The organism is Nocardia aurantia (assembly GCF_009604425.1).
GTDB classification, from domain to species: domain Bacteria; phylum Actinomycetota; class Actinomycetes; order Mycobacteriales; family Mycobacteriaceae; genus Nocardia; species Nocardia aurantia.
On record NZ_WEGI01000002.1, the window covers coordinates 335,153 to 351,662 of the forward strand.

13 protein-coding genes are annotated in these 16,510 nt (G+C 69.1%); 7 read left to right on the forward strand and 6 right to left on the reverse strand.

From position 1 onward, the window contains the following. Positions 1–2 precede the first annotated feature (2 nt). A complete protein-coding gene (gene bioB / locus NRB56_RS04980) occupies positions 3–1,022 on the reverse strand; it encodes a biotin synthase BioB (RefSeq protein WP_153339292.1) in 1,020 nt (339 codons plus the stop codon). 127 nt (positions 1,023–1,149) lie between these two features. Here bioB and NRB56_RS04985 point away from each other — a divergent pair, with 127 nt between their 5' ends. Further along, positions 1,150–1,734 (forward strand): TetR/AcrR family transcriptional regulator C-terminal domain-containing protein, encoded by a 585-nt coding sequence (locus tag NRB56_RS04985; protein WP_319942646.1) that lies wholly within the window; start codon positions 1,150–1,152, stop codon positions 1,732–1,734. 9 nt (positions 1,735–1,743) lie between these two features. Here the strand turns inward: NRB56_RS04985 and NRB56_RS04990 are convergent, their stop codons facing one another. The 3 genes from NRB56_RS04990 to NRB56_RS05000 all read right to left on the reverse strand — a co-directional run bounded on the left by NRB56_RS04990 (position 1,744) and on the right by NRB56_RS05000 (position 5,354). Further along, entirely contained in the window at positions 1,744–2,895 is a 1,152-nt protein-coding gene (locus NRB56_RS04990) for an alpha/beta hydrolase (protein ID WP_319942571.1), read from the reverse strand. Between the two features lie 571 nt (positions 2,896–3,466). Further along, on the reverse strand, positions 3,467–4,147 hold the full coding sequence (bioD, locus tag NRB56_RS04995; RefSeq protein ID WP_153339293.1) for a dethiobiotin synthase: 681 nt from the start codon (positions 4,145–4,147) through the stop codon (positions 3,467–3,469). 61 nt (positions 4,148–4,208) lie between these two features. After that, positions 4,209–5,354: an 8-amino-7-oxononanoate synthase gene (locus tag NRB56_RS05000; RefSeq protein ID WP_319942572.1), complete on the reverse strand. Its 1,146-nt coding sequence runs from the start codon at positions 5,352–5,354 to the stop codon at positions 4,209–4,211. 70 nt (positions 5,355–5,424) lie between these two features. On the opposite strand from NRB56_RS05000, the gene NRB56_RS05005 reads away from it, so the two are divergent. From NRB56_RS05005 to NRB56_RS05015, 3 genes are all read left to right on the forward strand, one after another. Further along, positions 5,425–5,574, forward strand: coding sequence for a hypothetical protein (locus tag NRB56_RS05005; protein ID WP_153339294.1), 150 nt, complete (start codon positions 5,425–5,427; stop codon positions 5,572–5,574). A gap of 202 nt (positions 5,575–5,776) precedes the next feature. Further along, a complete protein-coding gene (locus NRB56_RS05010) occupies positions 5,777–7,129 on the forward strand; it encodes an AAA family ATPase (RefSeq protein WP_153339295.1) in 1,353 nt (450 codons plus the stop codon). Next, entirely contained in the window at positions 7,113–7,697 is a 585-nt protein-coding gene (locus NRB56_RS05015; RefSeq protein WP_153339296.1) for an RloB family protein, read from the forward strand. The genes NRB56_RS05010 and NRB56_RS05015 overlap by 17 nt, the downstream gene beginning before the upstream one ends. Before the next feature lie 49 nt (positions 7,698–7,746). Here NRB56_RS05015 and NRB56_RS05020 read toward each other — a convergent pair whose 3' ends face one another. Then, the gene (locus NRB56_RS05020; protein ID WP_406603434.1) at positions 7,747–9,015 is read right to left on the reverse strand and encodes an adenosylmethionine--8-amino-7-oxononanoate transaminase; all 1,269 of its coding nucleotides are present in this window, start codon (positions 9,013–9,015) and stop codon (positions 7,747–7,749) included. Positions 9,016–9,215: 200 nt separating this feature from the next. Between NRB56_RS05020 and NRB56_RS05030 the strand changes: the two genes are divergently transcribed. From NRB56_RS05030 to treY, 3 genes are all read left to right on the forward strand, one after another. Further along, entirely contained in the window at positions 9,216–10,409 is a 1,194-nt protein-coding gene (locus tag NRB56_RS05030; RefSeq protein WP_227837180.1) for a bifunctional helix-turn-helix transcriptional regulator/GNAT family N-acetyltransferase, read from the forward strand. A gap of 146 nt (positions 10,410–10,555) precedes the next feature. Then, on the forward strand, positions 10,556–12,673 hold the full coding sequence (gene glgX / locus NRB56_RS05035; protein WP_153339298.1) for a glycogen debranching protein GlgX: 2,118 nt from the start codon (positions 10,556–10,558) through the stop codon (positions 12,671–12,673). A gap of 11 nt (positions 12,674–12,684) precedes the next feature. Further along, entirely contained in the window at positions 12,685–15,117 is a 2,433-nt protein-coding gene (gene treY / locus NRB56_RS05040) for a malto-oligosyltrehalose synthase (protein ID WP_227837182.1), read from the forward strand. An 87-nt stretch (positions 15,118–15,204) separates the two neighbouring features. On the opposite strand, the gene NRB56_RS05045 is transcribed toward treY, so the two are convergent. Next, positions 15,205–16,434: a DUF2235 domain-containing protein gene (locus NRB56_RS05045; RefSeq protein WP_153339299.1), complete on the reverse strand. Its 1,230-nt coding sequence runs from the start codon at positions 16,432–16,434 to the stop codon at positions 15,205–15,207. Between the last annotated feature and the right edge of the window lie 76 nt (positions 16,435–16,510).

Below are 16,510 nucleotides of genomic sequence, written 5' to 3' on the forward strand. Positions count from 1 at the left end.
CGTCACAGGGTTTCGTTGAGCGCCTTGATCGGCATCTTCAGATTCGCCAGCAGATCGATGTCGGATTCGGCGGGCCGGCCCAGCGTCGTCAGGTAGTTGCCGACGATGACGGCGTTGATGCCGCCGAGGATGCCCTGCTCGGCGCCGAGGTCGCCGAGGGTGATCTCGCGGCCGCCGGCGAAGCGCAGGATGGTGCGGGGCAGGGCCAGCCGGAAGGCGGCCACCGCCTTCAGCGCCTCCGACGCGGGCAGCACCTCGAGGTCGCCGAACGGGGTGCCCGGCCGGGGGTTGAGGAAGTTCAGCGGAACCTCGTCGGGCTCCAATTCGGCCAGCTGCGTGGCGAATTCGGCCCGCTGCTCCAGCGTCTCGCCCATGCCGAGGATGCCGCCGCAGCACACCTCCATCCCGGCGTCGCGCACCATGCGCAGGGTGTCCCAGCGCTCCTCCCAGGTGTGCGTGGTGACCACGTTGGGGAAGTGCGACTTCGCGGTCTCGAGGTTGTGGTTGTAGCGGTGCACGCCCATCGCGGCGAGCCGGTCGACCTGATCCTGGTTCAGCATGCCCAGCGAGCAGGCGACCTGGATGTCGACCTCGTTGCGGATCGCCTCGACGCCCGCGGCGACCTGGGCCATCAGCCGCTCGTCGGGCCCGCGCACGGCCGCGACGATGCAGAATTCGGTGGCGCCGGTCTTCGCGGTCTGCTTCGCCGCCTCGACCAGGCTCGGGATGTCCAGCCACGCGGCGCGCACCGGCGACTGGAACAGGCCGGACTGCGAGCAGAAGTGGCAGTCCTCGGGGCAGCCGCCGGTCTTCAGCGAGATGATGCCCTCGACCTCGACCTCGGGACCGCACCACTTCATCCGCACCTCGTGCGCGAGCGCGAGCAGTTCCTCCAGCCGGTCGTCCCCGAGCCGCAGCACCTCGAGGGTCTGCTCGCGGGTGAGCCCGGCGCCCTGCTCGAGCACCTGCTCGCGGGCGGTGGCGAGGATGTCGACGGCGGTCCTGACGGGTGCGTGGGTCATGCGCGGGAATCCCTTCGTCCGGCCGGGCGCCGGCAACTTGAACGGCGTTCAGGATTGTTGAACGGCGTTCAGGTTAAGGTAGGGACGCAAGTGGAGTCAACCGGGACAAGGAGTCGCAGTGGCGAATGTGCAACTGCATCGCGCGGACGTGATCGACGGGGCCGTCGCCATCCTCGATCAGTACGGCCTGGCCGACCTCACCATGCGCCGGCTGGCGACCTCGCTGAACGTCCAGCCCGGCGCGCTGTACTGGCATTTCGCGAACAAGCAGGCCCTGCTCGGCGCGGTCGCCGACCGCATCCTGGAACCGATGGAACAGCCGCTGGAATCCGGCGACTGGACCACGCAGCTGGGCCTGCTCGCGCATCGGCTGCGCGAATGCCTGCTCGCCTACCGCGACGGCGCCGAACTGGTCTCGTCCACCTACGCCTCCCGCCTCACCACCAGCAAGGGCCGGGAACGCATGGCGGGCAACCTGATCCGCGCCGGCATGACCCGCGAGGAGGCCGACCTCGCCGCCTACACGCTGCTGTACTACGTGCTGGGCGAGGTGGTCGACGAACAGTCCCGCATGCAGATGGACTCCGCCGGCGCCCTGCCGGAGGAATCCTCGCCGCTGTACGAGAACACCACCGCCACCGAACGTTTCGACTTCGGCCTGCAACTGTTCCTCGGCGGCGTGCGCCATCTGCTCGGCGCCCGGGTGCGCTGAACGGGCCGGTCACCGGATCTGCGGCAGCGCGAGTTCCTCGCTCTGCACCAGCCGCACGAACGGCACGATCTGCTGCTCGATCACCGCGTTGTACTCCCCCGGCTGCTGAATCGGGTTGGCGTGCCCCGTACTCCGGGTGAGCACCACCAGCAGCGTGCCGCCGACCCCGCCGACGGTATCGACGAGCACCCGATGGGTGTACTCGTCGTCCACGATCGGATCGCGGTCGGGATTGTGCGGCCGGATGAAAACGATCGCGGGCCTGGGCTTGTCGTCGACCCGCTTGGACAGCGCACCGAGATCGCCCACCGCGCCGCCGGCCACGATCGCCTCGAACTGCGACTCGATGAGTCCGTTGCTGGCGACATCGGTGTTGAACAGCTTCTGCCACAACACATCCGCCAGCGTCCGCGCGAACTGCGGTGACCGGATCCCGGGCGGCTGGGTGGTCGTATCGACGTAATCGTCCCGCCGCGAATACATCTCGGCCAGCAACCGCAGGGTACGGCTCTCCCGCGCCCCCGGGATCCACCCGGTCCAGCGCAGCAGTTCCTCACCCTGACTACGGCTCTCGGACCGGACGGCGTTCAGGTTCACCGGTGTACAGTCCAGCACGACGGCGCTGAGCCGCTTCGTACTCCCGGTGTACAGATGCCGCCCGATCTCCAGCGCGATCACCCCGCCCATGCTGTGCCCCACCAGCACCACGTTGTCCACGTGCGCCGCATCGGTGACCTTCACGATCAGATCCCCGATCACCTTGGTGTCGATACCGGTGTTGTCGTACCGCACCGACCACACCGACCCGAGCTGGGCCAGCGTGGGCAGCGCCCGCGCGGTCCCGCCGGACTCGAGCGCCCCCAGCCCCACGAGATCGAACACCGCGGTATTGCGCACCTGCGGATTCGCGGGCGGCGCCACCGGCAGCACCGCCGGCTCGGTGCGGGCCAGCCTGGCCCGCTCCGGCGCCACATCCCCGGCGCTGTACTGAGCACAGACGAATCCCAGCAGCAGCGGTATCAGCAACGCTCGCAGCAACACCCGGCGCGTACGCCCCCACCGGACCCACCCGTACCCGAGCCGGGTCTCGGCCAGCCGGGCCCGCCGCCGCGCATCGTCGTAATCCGCGACGCTGGTGGGTGGCCACTGGTCGGAAAGCACTCCATCCAGGGTAGGACCTCCCCCCACCCCGCCCCAGGATCCGCCCGGTCACCACGGCCTGTTCCGGTACCCTGCGCTCCCGCACCGAACCGGTCCCCACACCTCGGCCACTCCACACCGAACCGCCGCACCACCCCGGAACGGCATTACCGCCCGGCACCGGCGAAAACCCGCACACGCCGGTCCGCCGCCCGATCACGAGCGGTCCGGTCCCCGCACAACGCACACGGCCAACCCGATCGCCCCCTCGATGAGAGATTCGCCACGCGAATGCTGTTGCCGCCCTCCGCCACACGGGACGAAGGCGCGGGCACCGCAGCAAGCGTTCCCGGACACCGACACCGGACGGCGGCGCGGGGATTCCGGAACGGCCCGAGTGCTCCGGCAGACAACCGCCGGTTCGGAACCAGGTCGGGGCGGTGGCGGCCAACCGGACCGGATCCCAGCGGCCCGCGCCCTCCGGGACCGCACCGACCAGATCGACGCCGGTCACGGCGAGCAGGTCCGTGCGGGTTGCAACCAGCGGCGAGATCCGGTGCAGCGAGCCGAATTCCGCGAGCGGGCCGTGAACTCAGCCCAGATACTCGGCAGCCCAGCTGGTTCGGAACCAGGTCGGGGCGGTGGCGGCGAACCGGGCCGGGTCCCAGCGGCCCGCGCCCTCCGGGACCGCGCCGACCAGATCGGCGCCGGTGACGGCGGGCAGGTCGGTGCGGTTGCACTCGGCGGCGAGATCCGGTGTGGCGGGCCAGGATCCGATCACCAGGCCCGCGCAGCGCAGCCCCGCCGCGGTGAGCGCGCGGACGGTGAGCTCACTGTGGTTGAGGGTGCCCAGTCCGGCGGCGGCGACGACCAGGACCGGTGCGTCGAGTTTCGCGGCCAGATCGGGGAGGGTGAACTCGCCGAGCCGGACCAGCAGGCCGCCCGCGCCCTCCACGAGGGTGAGGTCGGCGTCGGCGAGCCCGTCGATCGCGGCCACCGTCTCCCCGAGGGTCAGCAACGGCTGCCCGGCGCGGCGCGCGGCGGTGTCGGGGGCGAGCGGATCCGGGTAGCGGGCCGGTTCGACGGTCCGGGTCACGCCGGACAGTCGCCGGACCTCGGCCAGATCACCGGGTTCGCCGGGGGCGACGCCGGTTTGAGCGGGTTTGCACACCGCGACCGTGCGTCCGGCCGCCAGCGCCGTCGCGGCCAGCGCGGCGGTCACGATGGTCTTGCCGACATCGGTCGAGGTACCGGTGACGATCAAGGTGCTCATGCCGCGACTCCTCGTCCCGTGCGGACCTCGTGACGCAGCGCCGCCGCCCGCTGCCGGCCGCTCATGCCGCCACCTCCTGGCGGGCGTCGGCGAGCACATCGGTGAGAACCGTTGCGATGACGTCCATCTCGGCGTCGGTGAGGTCGGCGCGGGCGGTGATGCGCAGCCGCGAGGTGCCTTCCGGAACCGTCGGGGGCCGGAAGCAGCCGACGCTCAGTCCGCGCTCCCGGCACGCCACGGCGGCCTCGTAGGCGACCTGCGGCTCACCGAGCACCACCGACACTACCGCCGAATCCGGTTGCGGCACACCGGCGATGCGCGCGATCTCGGTGGCGCGGGCGAGCACCCGGCCGCCCAGCGCCGGATCCTCGCGCAGCAGCCGCAACGCCGCCCCGGCGGCCCCGACCGCCGCCGGCGCCAGCCCGGTGTCGAAGATGAAGGTACGAGCGGTGTCGATCAGATGCGCCCGCACCCGCCCGGTCGCCAGCACCGCACCGCCTTGAGCGGCAAGGGCTTTCGACAAGGTCGCGGTGACCACGATATCCGGCTCGCCGGCCAGTCCCGCCTCGTGGACGAGACCGCGGCCGCTGTCCCCGCGCACGCCGAGCCCGTGCGCCTCGTCGACGAGCAGCACGGCCCCGTGCGCGCGGGTCACCCGATGCAGTTCGGCCAGCGGCGCCAGATCCCCGTCGGCGCTGAACACCGAATCGGTGAGCACCAGCGCGCGCTGCTCGGTGCGCGCGCCGAGCAGCCGCTCCACCGCCGCCACATCCCGATGCGGCACGATCTCCACACGGGCCCGCGACAACCGGCACGCGTCCACCAGCGAAGCATGGCTCGCCGCATCCGAGACAACCAGCGTGCCCCGCCCGGCCAGCGCCGTCACCGCCCCGAGGTTGGCCGCGTACCCGGACGCGAACACCAACCCGGCCTCCGCGCCGACGAATTCCGCCAACTCGGCCTCGAACTGCTCGTGCGCGGTCGTGGTGCCGGTCACCAACCGCGAACCGGTCGACCCGGTCCCCCAGGTCCGCACGGCCTCGATCGCCCCGGCGATCACATCCGGATGCTTCGACAGTCCGAGGTAGTCGTTGGAGGCGAGGTCGATCAGCCCGGTCTGCGGAGCCCGCGCCCGCAACTCCCGGCGCAACCCGGCCCGCACCCGCTCCTCGGCGCGCTCGTCCAGCCAGTTCAACGGATCAGTCACAGGTAGCGAGCATACTTGAACACCGTTCAGGAGCAACCCGCACCCATCCCCGGCCGGATTCCGCTCATGAGTGACGCGCACCCTCGCCGCCCACACCGTCAACGCCGGCGTCATGAAGGAGATCCGCAATGCAGCACTGTTCGTCTTCGTGATCGGCGCACTCGCGAGCCTCGCGATCGGCTACTTCCCCAGCAAAGCCGTCGAACGCGCATACCACTGAACCACCTGCGCCACAACAACTTCCACGAAACTGTCCCGATCCGAATCCATACTTGCCGATGGACACCACCGTGGCGACACCGCCCACCGCGCCCGTTACATCGATCAGACACGCTTCGGGCGCTACATTTGCTGCATTTGACGGCTGATTCTGCAGGTATGCTGTTGAAAATACACTGTGGCTCGATATCAGGAGGTGGCAGATGCTTCGTAGCTTCAGGGTCGGCAACCACCGCTCGTTCGCGGACGAGAACGAGCTGTTGTTGATACCCGCCGCCGACGATCGGCCTGCTGTTCCGGTTGTCGCGGTGTACGGAGCCAACGCGTCGGGGAAGTCCAACCTGCTGGGCGGGCTGCGATTCATGCAGCGCGCGGTCACTCAGTCGTTCTCGCAGTGGGAACCCTTCTCGGGCGTCCCCCGCGATCCGTACAGCTTCCGGACCAGCCACCTACTCACCGTCGAGTCGACCTATGTCGTCGAGTTCGTGGCCGACGGGATTCCGTGGACGTACGGATTCACGGTCGACAACGAGCGCGTGCTCGAAGAATGGCTTTTCAGCTATCCAGAGAAACGTAAGAGGGTGCTGTTCCAGCGGTCCGATGACCACTACAGTTCCGGTTCGGCCATGGCCGAGCATCGGGCCCAGCTCAAGGTCATGCAGGAACTCACCCGACCGAATGCGCTGTTCTTGAGTGCCGTCGCCCAGGCCAGGCCGGATATTTTCCGGCCGGTCCACCAGTGGTTCCGCGAAACATTGATCTGGCCCGATGGGCGAGGTGCGTCGAGCGCTGCAATTGCCCGGCGCCTGCGCGGAGTGCTTCTCAACGGTTCGGCGGCCGAGCGAGCTCGTCTCATCGAATTGGCTCGACAAGCCGATTTCGGAATCGCCGCCATCGAGGCGCCTGTCGCTCCCGACGAACTGCTCGTTTCCACCCTACGTCCACCACGACCCGGCGCAACCCGGCCGAAGACATCGGCACCACCGAACCCGGAAATGCATGCGCGAGTCGATGATTCGACGACAACGGCAGTTCCGCTTACGCGCGACCCGTACGGGGACACCGCCCGGGCACTACCTCCCCTGGTATTCGTACACTATGGAAGCGAAGGGTTCGCGTTGCCACTCGAGCAGGAATCGGCGGGCACGGTCGCGTGGCTCGACATGTTGCCCGGAGTGCTGGACGCGCTCGATCGCGGGAAGGTTCTGGTCATCGATGAGATCGACACCAGCCTGCATCCGCTGCTCACCGCGTCGCTGATCGAACTGTTCCAATCGACGGAGACCAATTCCCACGGCGCGCAACTGATTCTGACCACACATGACTCCTCTCTCCTCGGTACGGTCGTCCGGCCGGATGGATTGCTTCGCCGTGATCAGGTGTGGTTCGTCGAGAAGGACGCGAATGGGGCGAGTTCGCTGTATCCACTGACCGATTACAAGCCGCGCAACGAGCACAACCTCGAACGCCGCTATCTCGGCGGTAGTTTCGGCGCAATCCCACACGTCGACTTTCTCCGACTCGCAGAGGCTTTGCGGCATGCCGACCCGGCGTGAGAACACACGGCGGCGGCGGGCGCCGTTCCGCGAACCGGCGACTTTGATTCTGGTCGTTTGCGGTGGTGAGGTCACCGAGCCTGCGTACTTCCACGGTCTCCGCAGAGAGTTGCGCAATCCGGCAATCAAGTCCACGGTGACGGTACGGGCCGAGGATCCCAAGCGCGTCGTCGCGTTCGCCGGCAGACAGCGTGGCGACTACGACCGGATCTGGTGTGTTCTCGACGTCGACCAGTTCGACTACTCCGAAGCGATCCGGATGGCACGCATGTCGGAAGTCGACCTGGCGGTGTCGAATCCGTGTTTCGAATACTGGCTGCTGCTCCACTTCGAGAATTGCGATGCCACCCTCGTAGATTTCAGGGACGCCGAGCGGCGGCTGAAAAAGCACCTTCCAGCGTACGACAAGTCGACACTTCGTTACTCGGACTACATCGGCAGGGTGGCGGACGCGGTGCGGCGCGCGAAGTCCCGGAGCGTGGACGAGGGCACTGAGCATCGCACGAATCCGTCGACGAGCGTGTGGAAGCTGGTGGAACTCATGCTTCCCGAATTCCCGGACCGGTAGCGGCCCAGCCGCCATGGTCGGCGGCGGACCGAGCTTTCAAGCTGAGCTTTCAAGCTGAGGCCGCCGCGATCACGCCGGCCGCGATTCGCGCCACGTCCTCGGCACCGGAGATGAACGGGGGCATTGTGTAGACGAGGTTGCGGAAGGGGCGCAGCCAGACGCCGGCGTCGACCGCGGCGTAAGTGGCCTTGCGCATGTCCACGGGGTGATCGAGTTCGACCACGCCGATCGCGCCACGTACCCGCACGTCAACTACACCCGGAACATCTTGTGCCGCAGCAAGTCCCGCGCGCAGCCCGGCCTCGATACCCGCCACCTCGGCGGCCCAGTCGCGGCTCAGCAGCAGTTCGACGGAGGCGACGGCGACCGCGCAGGCCAGCGGGTTGCCCATGAACGTCGGCCCGTGCATCAGCCCGCCGTGCGCGGCGCTGATCACCTCCGCGATCTCCGTGGTGCACAGCGCGGCGGCCAGCGTGAGATACCCGCCGGTGAGCGCCTTCCCGACACACATCACATCCGGTCGCACCCTGCCCTGTTCGGCGGCGAAAAAGGTTCCCGTGCGGCCGAATCCGGTCGCTATCTCGTCGAAGATCAGCAGCACACCGTGCTCGTCGCACAGCCGGCGCAGATCGGCGAGGTAGCGCGGGTGGTGGAAGCGCATCCCCCCGGCCCCCTGGACCACCGGTTCGACGATCACCGCCGCGGTCTCACCGGCGTGCGCGGCGAGCAGCCGATCCAACTCCTCGACGTAACCGGGCAGGTAGTCGGCGGGTGGGACAGGGGCGAAAATCTGGTCGGCGAGCACGTCGGTCCACAGCGCGTGCATGCCACCCTCGGGATCGCAGACGCTCATCGGGGTGAAGGTGTCGCCGTGGTAGCCGCCGCGCCAGGTGAGCAGCCGCCGTTTCTCGGGCAGGCCCCGCGCCCGCCAGTACTGGAGGCACATCTTGACGGCCACCTCCACCGACACCGATCCGGAGTCGCAGAGGAAGACCTTGTCCAGCCCGTCGGGAGTCAGTTCCACCAGCAGTTGCGACAGCCGCACCGCGGGCTCATGGGTGAGGCCGCCGAACATGACGTGACTCATCCGCTGCGACTGGGCCACCAGCGCCGCGTCCAGCACCGGATGCCGGTAGCCGTGCACGGCGGCCCACCACGAACTCATTCCGTCGACGAGTTCGCGGCCGTCGGCGAGGGTGAGCCGGGTGCCGGACGCGGACGTCACGATCAGCGGTTCGGTGCTCGCGGGGAATCCGCCGTAGGGATGCCAGACGTGGGCGGCGTCGAGGGCGGTGATGTCGTCGGAGGTCAGAGGCACGGGCAGTCCTTCGCGCGGGCGGCTTGAACGGCGTTCAAGTTACCAGGCGACCGAGCACGCCAGGAGGATGGGCGAGCCGCCACCCGACCGCGCCACAGACGCCGCGCGGCCGTGCCACGACTGCTAATCTTTGACGGAGTCAAAGAATTTCCACCACCGCGTCGCCATCGCGCGCCGCACACGAGCATCCGGGGTCCCGCATGAGCACCGTGAGCATCGACCACGCCGGCGCCGATATCGCCGCCGACGACGTCGCGACCGTCCGCGAGTTCAACCGCCGCTACACCCGGCTCATCGGCGTGCTGCACGAACATCTGGTCGAGACCGACTACTCGCTCACCGAGGCCCGGGTCCTGTTCGAATTGGCGAACGCGGCGCCCGCGAATGCCGACACCGTCACCGGGGCCACGAGCGCCGGCGGGGCCGCAGCTACCGGCCTTCCCGGCGACTCGACCACCGATACCGGCGACTCGACCACCGGCACCGCCGACACCACGACCACAGATCGCCCCGGACCCGCGACCACGAGCCGCAGGAAGGTCACGACCACCGACCGCACCGAATCCGCGACTGTGCGCGCCACCACGCCCCTCAGCGAGGTGACAACCCTGCGTCACGACCTCGGCCTGGATCCCGGCTACCTGAGCCGCATCCTGGCCCGCTTCGAGGATCTGGGCCTGGTCGCCCGGCAGCGTTCCGAACGCGACGGCCGCCGCCAGGCGGTCCGGCTCACCGAGGCCGGCGCGGCCGCCTTCGCCGACCTCAACGAACGCTCCAGCCACGACGTGGCCACGCTGCTGGCCGGCCACTCCCCCGCCGACCGGGCCCGCCTGGTCGAGGCCATGCGGACCATCGAATCCATCCTCGACCGCCGCGGCGGCGCCGAACCGATCCTGCGGGCACCGCGCCCCGGCGACCACGGCTGGGTGATCGCGCGCAACGCCGCCCTGTACGCCGCCGAATACGGCTGGGACGACAGCTACGAGACCCTCGTCGCCCGGATCGTCGCCGAATACCTGGCCACCCGCGATCCGCGCCACGAGCGCGCCTGGATCGCCGAATACGACGGCGCGCCGGTGGGCGCGGTCTACTGCGTGCGCGAGAACGACACCACCGCCCGGCTGCGGCTGCTGCTGGTCGAGCCGTCGGCGCGCGGCCTCGGCGTCGGCTCGGCGCTGGTCGACGCCTGCCTGCGGTTCGCCGCCGACACCGGCTACCGCGAGGTCGTGCTCTGGACCAACGACGTGCTCGGCGCCGCACGCCGCATCTATCAGCGCGCCGGGTTCGAATTGACCGACTCGGAACCGCACCACAGTTTCGGCAAGGATCTGGTGGGGCAGACCTGGCGGCTCGAGCTCGAGCGGGCGAATTTCCGGCCGGTAACCGCTCGGTAGCGTTGTGATCGATGTCGCGTTTCCGCACCGAAACAGCCACGACCTGCGATTTCGCTCCGGTACCGGTGATACGGCGAATCCGGCGATCACCCGCACTCCCGCCCCACCCGTCTCGCGGTCCCCGGGCGGGCGGTTAGGGTCGAAGTATGGTCCTGCCCGAACCCCCCGGTGCCGTGACGCCGCTGGGCGTATGGCCCGGCGCCGCCTACCCGCTGGGCGCGACCTACGACGGAGCCGGCACCAACTTCTCGGTGTTCTCCGAAGTGGCCGAGCGGGTGGAGCTGTGCCTGATCGACCCCCTCGGCGCCGAATCCCGGATATCCCTCGACGAGGTGGACGGCTACGTGTGGCACGCCTACGTGCCCACCATCGCCCCCGGCCAGCGCTACGGATTCCGGGTGTACGGGCCGTACGATCCGGATCACGGATTACGGTGCGACCCGGCCAAACTCCTGCTCGACCCGTACGGCAAGGCGTTCACCGGCCGCATCGACAACCACTCCGCGCTCTACACCCACGGCGAGGATTCGCTGGCGCACACCATGACCGGCGTGGTGATCAACCCGTTCTTCGACTGGGGCCACGACCACCCGCCGAAACATCCCTACCCCGAGACGGTCATCTACGAGGCCCACGTGAAGGGCATGACGATGACCCATCCGGCGGTGCCCCCGGAACTGCGCGGCACCTACGCCGGTATCGCCCATCCGGCGATCGTCGATCATCTGAAGTCGCTGGGCGTCACCGCGATCGAGCTGATGCCGGTGCACACCTTCGTGCACGACCGGATGCTGGTGGATCAGGGCCTGCGGCAGTACTGGGGTTACAACAGCGTCGGATACCTTGCCCCGCACCACGAGTACGCCGCCGACCAGCGCGCGGGCGCCGCGGTCACCGAATTCAAGGCGATGGTCCGCGCGCTGCACGCCGCGGGTATCGAGGTGATCCTCGACGTCGTCTACAACCACACCGGTGAGGGCGGCGACGGCGGCCCGACGCTGTCGCTGCGCGGCATCGACAACGCCGCGTACTACCGTCTGGCGGAAGCGGATCCGGCCCGATACGTCGACTACACCGGCACGGGCAACAGTCTCAACGTCCGGCACCCGCACACCCTGCAGCTGATCATGGACTCGCTGCGGTACTGGATCACCCAGATGCACGTCGACGGTTTCCGTTTCGATCTGGCCTCGACCCTGGCCCGCGAATTGCACGACGTGGACCGGCTTTCCGCCTTCTTCGACCTGGTCCAGCAGGATCCGGTGGTGAGCCAGGTGAAGCTCATCGCCGAGCCCTGGGACGTGGGCGAGGGCGGCTATCAGGTCGGCAACTTCCCGGTGCTGTGGACGGAGTGGAACGGCAAGTACCGCGACACAGTGCGCGACTACTGGCGCGGCGAACCGGCCACCCTGGGCGAGTTCGCCTATCGCCTCACCGGCTCCTCGGATCTCTACGAGGCGACCGGCCGCCGCCCCTGGGCCAGCATCAACTTCGTCACCGCGCACGACGGCTTCACGCTGCGGGACCTGGTGTCCTACAACGAGAAACACAACGAGGACAACGGCGAGGACAACCGGGACGGTGAGAGCCATAACCGGTCCTGGAACTGCGGCGTGGAGGGCCCCACCGACGATCCGGCGGTGCTGGCGCTGCGAGACCGGCAGAGCCGCAACATGATCGCGACGCTGGCACTGTCACAGGGCACCCCGATGCTGCTGCACGGCGACGAGATGGGCCGCACCCAGCACGGCAACAACAACACCTACTGCCAGGACTCCCCACTGTCCTGGATGGACTGGACACTGGCGCAGAAGAATTCGGATCTGGTCGAGTTCACCAGCGCGGCGCTCGCGCTGCGCGCCGAACATCCGGTCTTCCGCCGCCGCCGGTTCTTCGACGGCCGTCCCGCCGCCGGGCACCGGCAGCCCGGCGACATCGCCTGGCTGACGCCGGCCGGCACGGAGATGACCGACGCCGACTGGGATTCCGGTTTCGGCCGCTCCCTGGCGGTATTCCTCAACGGCGACGCGATCGCCGAACCGGGGCCACGCGGGGAACACGTCGGCGACGACTCGTTCCTGTTGTGCTTCAATGCCCATGACGAGCCCATGGGCTTCACCCTGCCCGGGACCGCGTTCGGCCTGCAATGGTCGGTCGCACTGGACTGTTCGGCCGCCACCGGGCACGCCCCGGCGGACTACGCGGCCGCGGTCACGGTCGAGGTGCCCGCTCGCTGCCTGCTCGTTCTCCGCCGTACCGCATGATCGACACCGAGATGACAGATACGCCGACCCGACAGGACATCGCCCCACGCCCCGCCGCGCCGCCGCGCCGGACCACCGTCCGCAGCACCTACCGGCTGCAGTTGCGGCCGGACGCGCTGACGCTGGCCGATGCCCGTTCGGTCGCGGAATACCTGCAGCAACTGGGTGTCTCGCACCTGTACCTGTCGCCGATCATGACGGCGATGCCGGGCTCCACGCACGGCTACGACGTCACCGATCCCACCACGGTGTCGGCCGCGCTCGGCGGCCCACCCGGCCTGAAGGCGCTCTCGGACGAGGTGCGCAGCCGCGGCATGGGCCTGATCGTCGATCTGGTGCCCAACCACGTCGGCGTCGGCGACGCCCGGCACAACCCATGGTGGTGGGATGTGCTGCGCAACGGCAAACAGTCCGCCTTCGCGCACTTCTTCGACATCGACTGGAGCGCCGGCAACGGCGCCGGCGGCCGGCTGGCGCTGCCGGTGCTGCAGAACGACAACGATCCGGCCGCCCTGACCGTGGACCGCAGCGGGACGGAACCGATGCTGGCCCTGCACGATCTGCGTTTCCCGATCACGCCCGGCACCGACGGTGAGAACGCGCTGCGCATCCACGACCGGCAGCACTACCGCCTGGTCAGCTGGAAGGCCGGGGTGTGCACATACCGGCGGTACTTCGCGGTGTCGGGCCTGGCCGCGCTGCGGCAGGAGGATCCGGCGGTCTTCGACATCACCCATCGCGAACTGGCCGCCTGGTGCGAACACGACCTGGTCGACGGCGTGCGGGTGGACCATCCGGACGGATTGTCCGGTCCCGCCGAATATCTCACCCGGCTGCGCCGGCTGATCGGCCCGCACCGGCTGCTGCTGGTGGAGAAGGCGCTGTCCAACCGGGAACCGCTGGACGCCACCCTGCCCATCGACGGCACCACCGGTTACGACGCCCTCGACGAACTCGGCGGCGTCATGCTGGACCCGGCCGGCGAGGCGCCGCTGACCGACCTGTCCAAGCTGTTCCTCGGGCACGGCAGCGACCGGGACTGGTTCTGCGACACCGAACATCGGATCAAACGCGCGGTCGCCGAGAAGCTGCTGATACCCGAGGTGCGGCGGCTGGTGGCGGCGGTCAAGCGCGACGGTGCCCAGTCCGACACCGCCCCGATCAGCGATCTGGCGTTGACCAACGCCACCATCGAGGTGCTGTCGTTCATCCCGGTGGCGCGCACCGACTACACCCCGCTGGCCGGGATGATCGGCGCGGTGGTCGCCGAGGTGGCCAAGCGCAACAGCGAACTCACCGTGCCGCTGTCGATCCTGGTGACGGCGCTGGCCGCCGGCGGCGAGGCGGCCCGGCGATTCCACCAGGTGTGCGGCGCGGTCGCGGCGAAGGCCGTGGAGGACACCATGTTCTACCAGGCCGCCCGGCTGGTGTCGTTGCAGGAGATCGGCGGCAACCCGGAACGGTTCGGCCGTTCGCTGCTGGACTACCACCTCGCCAATGCCGCACGGGCGCAACGCTGGCCGGCCACCATGACGGCCCTGTCCACCCACGACACCAAACGCGGCGAGGACGTCCGCGCCCGCATCGGGGTGCTGTCGCAGGTGGCCGAGATCTGGGCGCAGGAGGTCGAGGGCTGGCTCGAGCGGTGCCCACCGCCGGATCCGGCGAGCGCACTGTTCCTGTTGCAGAACATGTTCGGGGTCTGGCCGGCCGACGGTCGCGCGGCCGCGGACGTACCCGGGCTGCGCGAACGACTGCACCGGTTCGCGGAGAAGGCGGTTCGCGAGGCGGGGACTCGATCCTCCTGGGAGGAGCCGGATCCGGAATTCGAGTCGGCCCTGCACCGCTGGATCGACACGGTGATCGACGGACCGGTCGGCGCCGAACTCGGCACGCTGGTCCTGCAATTGGCCCCGTTCGCCTGGTCGGACGGCCTGAGCCAGAAGCTGCTGCAACTGTGCGGGCCCGGCATCCCCGACGTGTACCAGGGCACCGAGCTGTGGGAGGACTCGCTCGTCGATCCTGACAACCGCCGTCCGGTGGACTTCGGGCAGCGCCTGGCGATGCTCCAATCACTCACCGGCACACCGGAAGTGGACGCGTCCGGGTCGGCGAAGATGTGGATCGTGGCGTACGCGCTGTGGTTGCGCCGCGAACGCCCGGACTGCTTCGTGGGCGGCGGGTACACACCGATGTTCGCCCGTGGCGACAACGCCTCGCACCTGATCGCCTACGGCCGCGGGCCCGTCGGCGACCCGCCGCAGGTGATCATCGCCGCCACCCGGCACAGCGTCGGCCTGGCCGACACCGGCTGGGGCGACACGACCATGGACCTGCCCAACGGCGCCACCTGGACCGACCGGCTCACCGGCCACACGTTCCAGAGCGCGGCCCGCTTGGAGAAACTGTTCGCCCGGCTGCCGGTCGCCCTGCTGGTCCGCTGAGCCGGACCCGATCCGCCCGCCGGCCGGCCGGGCCGGAACCGCTGAGCCGCACGGCAATCGGCAGGCCGACCACGCAGAACGGACAACTCAGGCGCGCGACGGGGCCGGCAGGCCGGGAGGATCCGGCACGGGCCCGCAGAACTCCTCCGGGCCCGGCACCGGCTCGACGGGGCGTGGCGTCTGCGAGTCCTGTTCCCATCGGCGCACATTCGGCGGGTCGTAGTCCGGCGAGACCGTGACACTGGAGGACAGGTAGATCTTCCGGTCCCCGGTCGCGTCCAGCCGCCGCCACATGTCGGCGTAGAACCGCGGATTGCCCGAATTCACCAGCCAGCCCAGCGCGTTCAGGATCCGGTAGCCGACGGTGAGCGTCCGGTTCGGCAACGGCGGGCCCGGTGCGGCTTCCGTGCGGTCCCCTCCACCGCCGGACGCCGCCCCGGACCCGGCCGCCGGATCCGCGCTCACCGGGCCGCACAGCCGGGCGAGGCGGTCGGGATCGAATTCCAGACCCTGCACCCGCGCCTCGCGAATCATCCAGCGCAGCGCGGTATCCGACAGCCGGCAATCGCGGTTGCCGCCACCGATGTCGCCGTGCGAACCGGTGAACCACACCTGTTTCACCCGATCGTGGCGCTGCCGCCGCACCCCGTCCTCGTCGGTGATCTCCCACAGGCACGGCTCGTACACCCGCCGGCGCTCATCGATGGCCAGGGCCTGCCGCGCGCAGTGCACGATGGGCGACAGCCGCAGATCGTGGAATCGGTACCGGCGCGAGGTGATTCCCGGCACCCCCATCGCACCCACGGTGTCGAAAACCCCGAGGAATTTGATCGGCACCGGATGCGCGCAGTACTTCTCCCGGAAGGCGGCCCACTCCGGCGGATCCGGGTCGTCCGGATGCGCTTTGCGCTCCCGGTAGATGGTCAGCGCTTCCGGATACGCCTGTTCGATCATCGCGTCGGTGGACAGCAGGCCGAGCCGATTGATCATCCCCGCCAGGCTGCGCGCGGTGAACGCCCCGCGGCTGAACCCGAAGATGAAGATCTCGTCGCCCTGCTCATAATTGAGGGCGACCTGCCAATACATCGTCGCCAGCGCGGCATCCAGCCCCAGACCGAATGCGCCGCCGAGCCATTTGTCGAGCCGATAGCCGCGGGAACCGGGACCGTCGGTGTAGAAGACCCGTTGTCCCACGTGTTCCCCGGTGTCGAGCGAGGTGCCCAGACGCACCGCCTCGGCGATCTTCACGATATTGGACACCGTGGGGTTGCTCTCGGTTCCCCAGGTTCCGTCACAACACACCACCAAACGTTTCATGCCCCGATCCTCTCGCCGCGGGCCGATCGAATCCTGCGTAGCGAACTACTCGAATGATCGCAGTGCCCGTATCGAT

Coding starts and splice junctions, on each gene's coding strand:
- bioB (WP_153339292.1), bottom strand. CDS start 1,022: ATGACCCACGCACCCGTCAGGACCGCCGTCGACATCCTCGCCACCGCC.
- bioD (WP_153339293.1), bottom strand. CDS start 4,147: ATGAGCACCTTGATCGTCACCGGTACCTCGACCGATGTCGGCAAGACC.
- NRB56_RS05010 (WP_153339295.1), top strand. CDS start 5,777: ATGCTTCGTAGCTTCAGGGTCGGCAACCACCGCTCGTTCGCGGACGAG.
- NRB56_RS05015 (WP_153339296.1), top strand. CDS start 7,113: ATGCCGACCCGGCGTGAGAACACACGGCGGCGGCGGGCGCCGTTCCGC.
- NRB56_RS05030 (WP_227837180.1), top strand. CDS start 9,216: ATGAGCACCGTGAGCATCGACCACGCCGGCGCCGATATCGCCGCCGAC.
- glgX (WP_153339298.1), top strand. CDS start 10,556: ATGGTCCTGCCCGAACCCCCCGGTGCCGTGACGCCGCTGGGCGTATGG.
- treY (WP_227837182.1), top strand. CDS start 12,685: ATGACAGATACGCCGACCCGACAGGACATCGCCCCACGCCCCGCCGCG.
- NRB56_RS05045 (WP_153339299.1), bottom strand. CDS start 16,434: ATGAAACGTTTGGTGGTGTGTTGTGACGGAACCTGGGGAACCGAGAGC.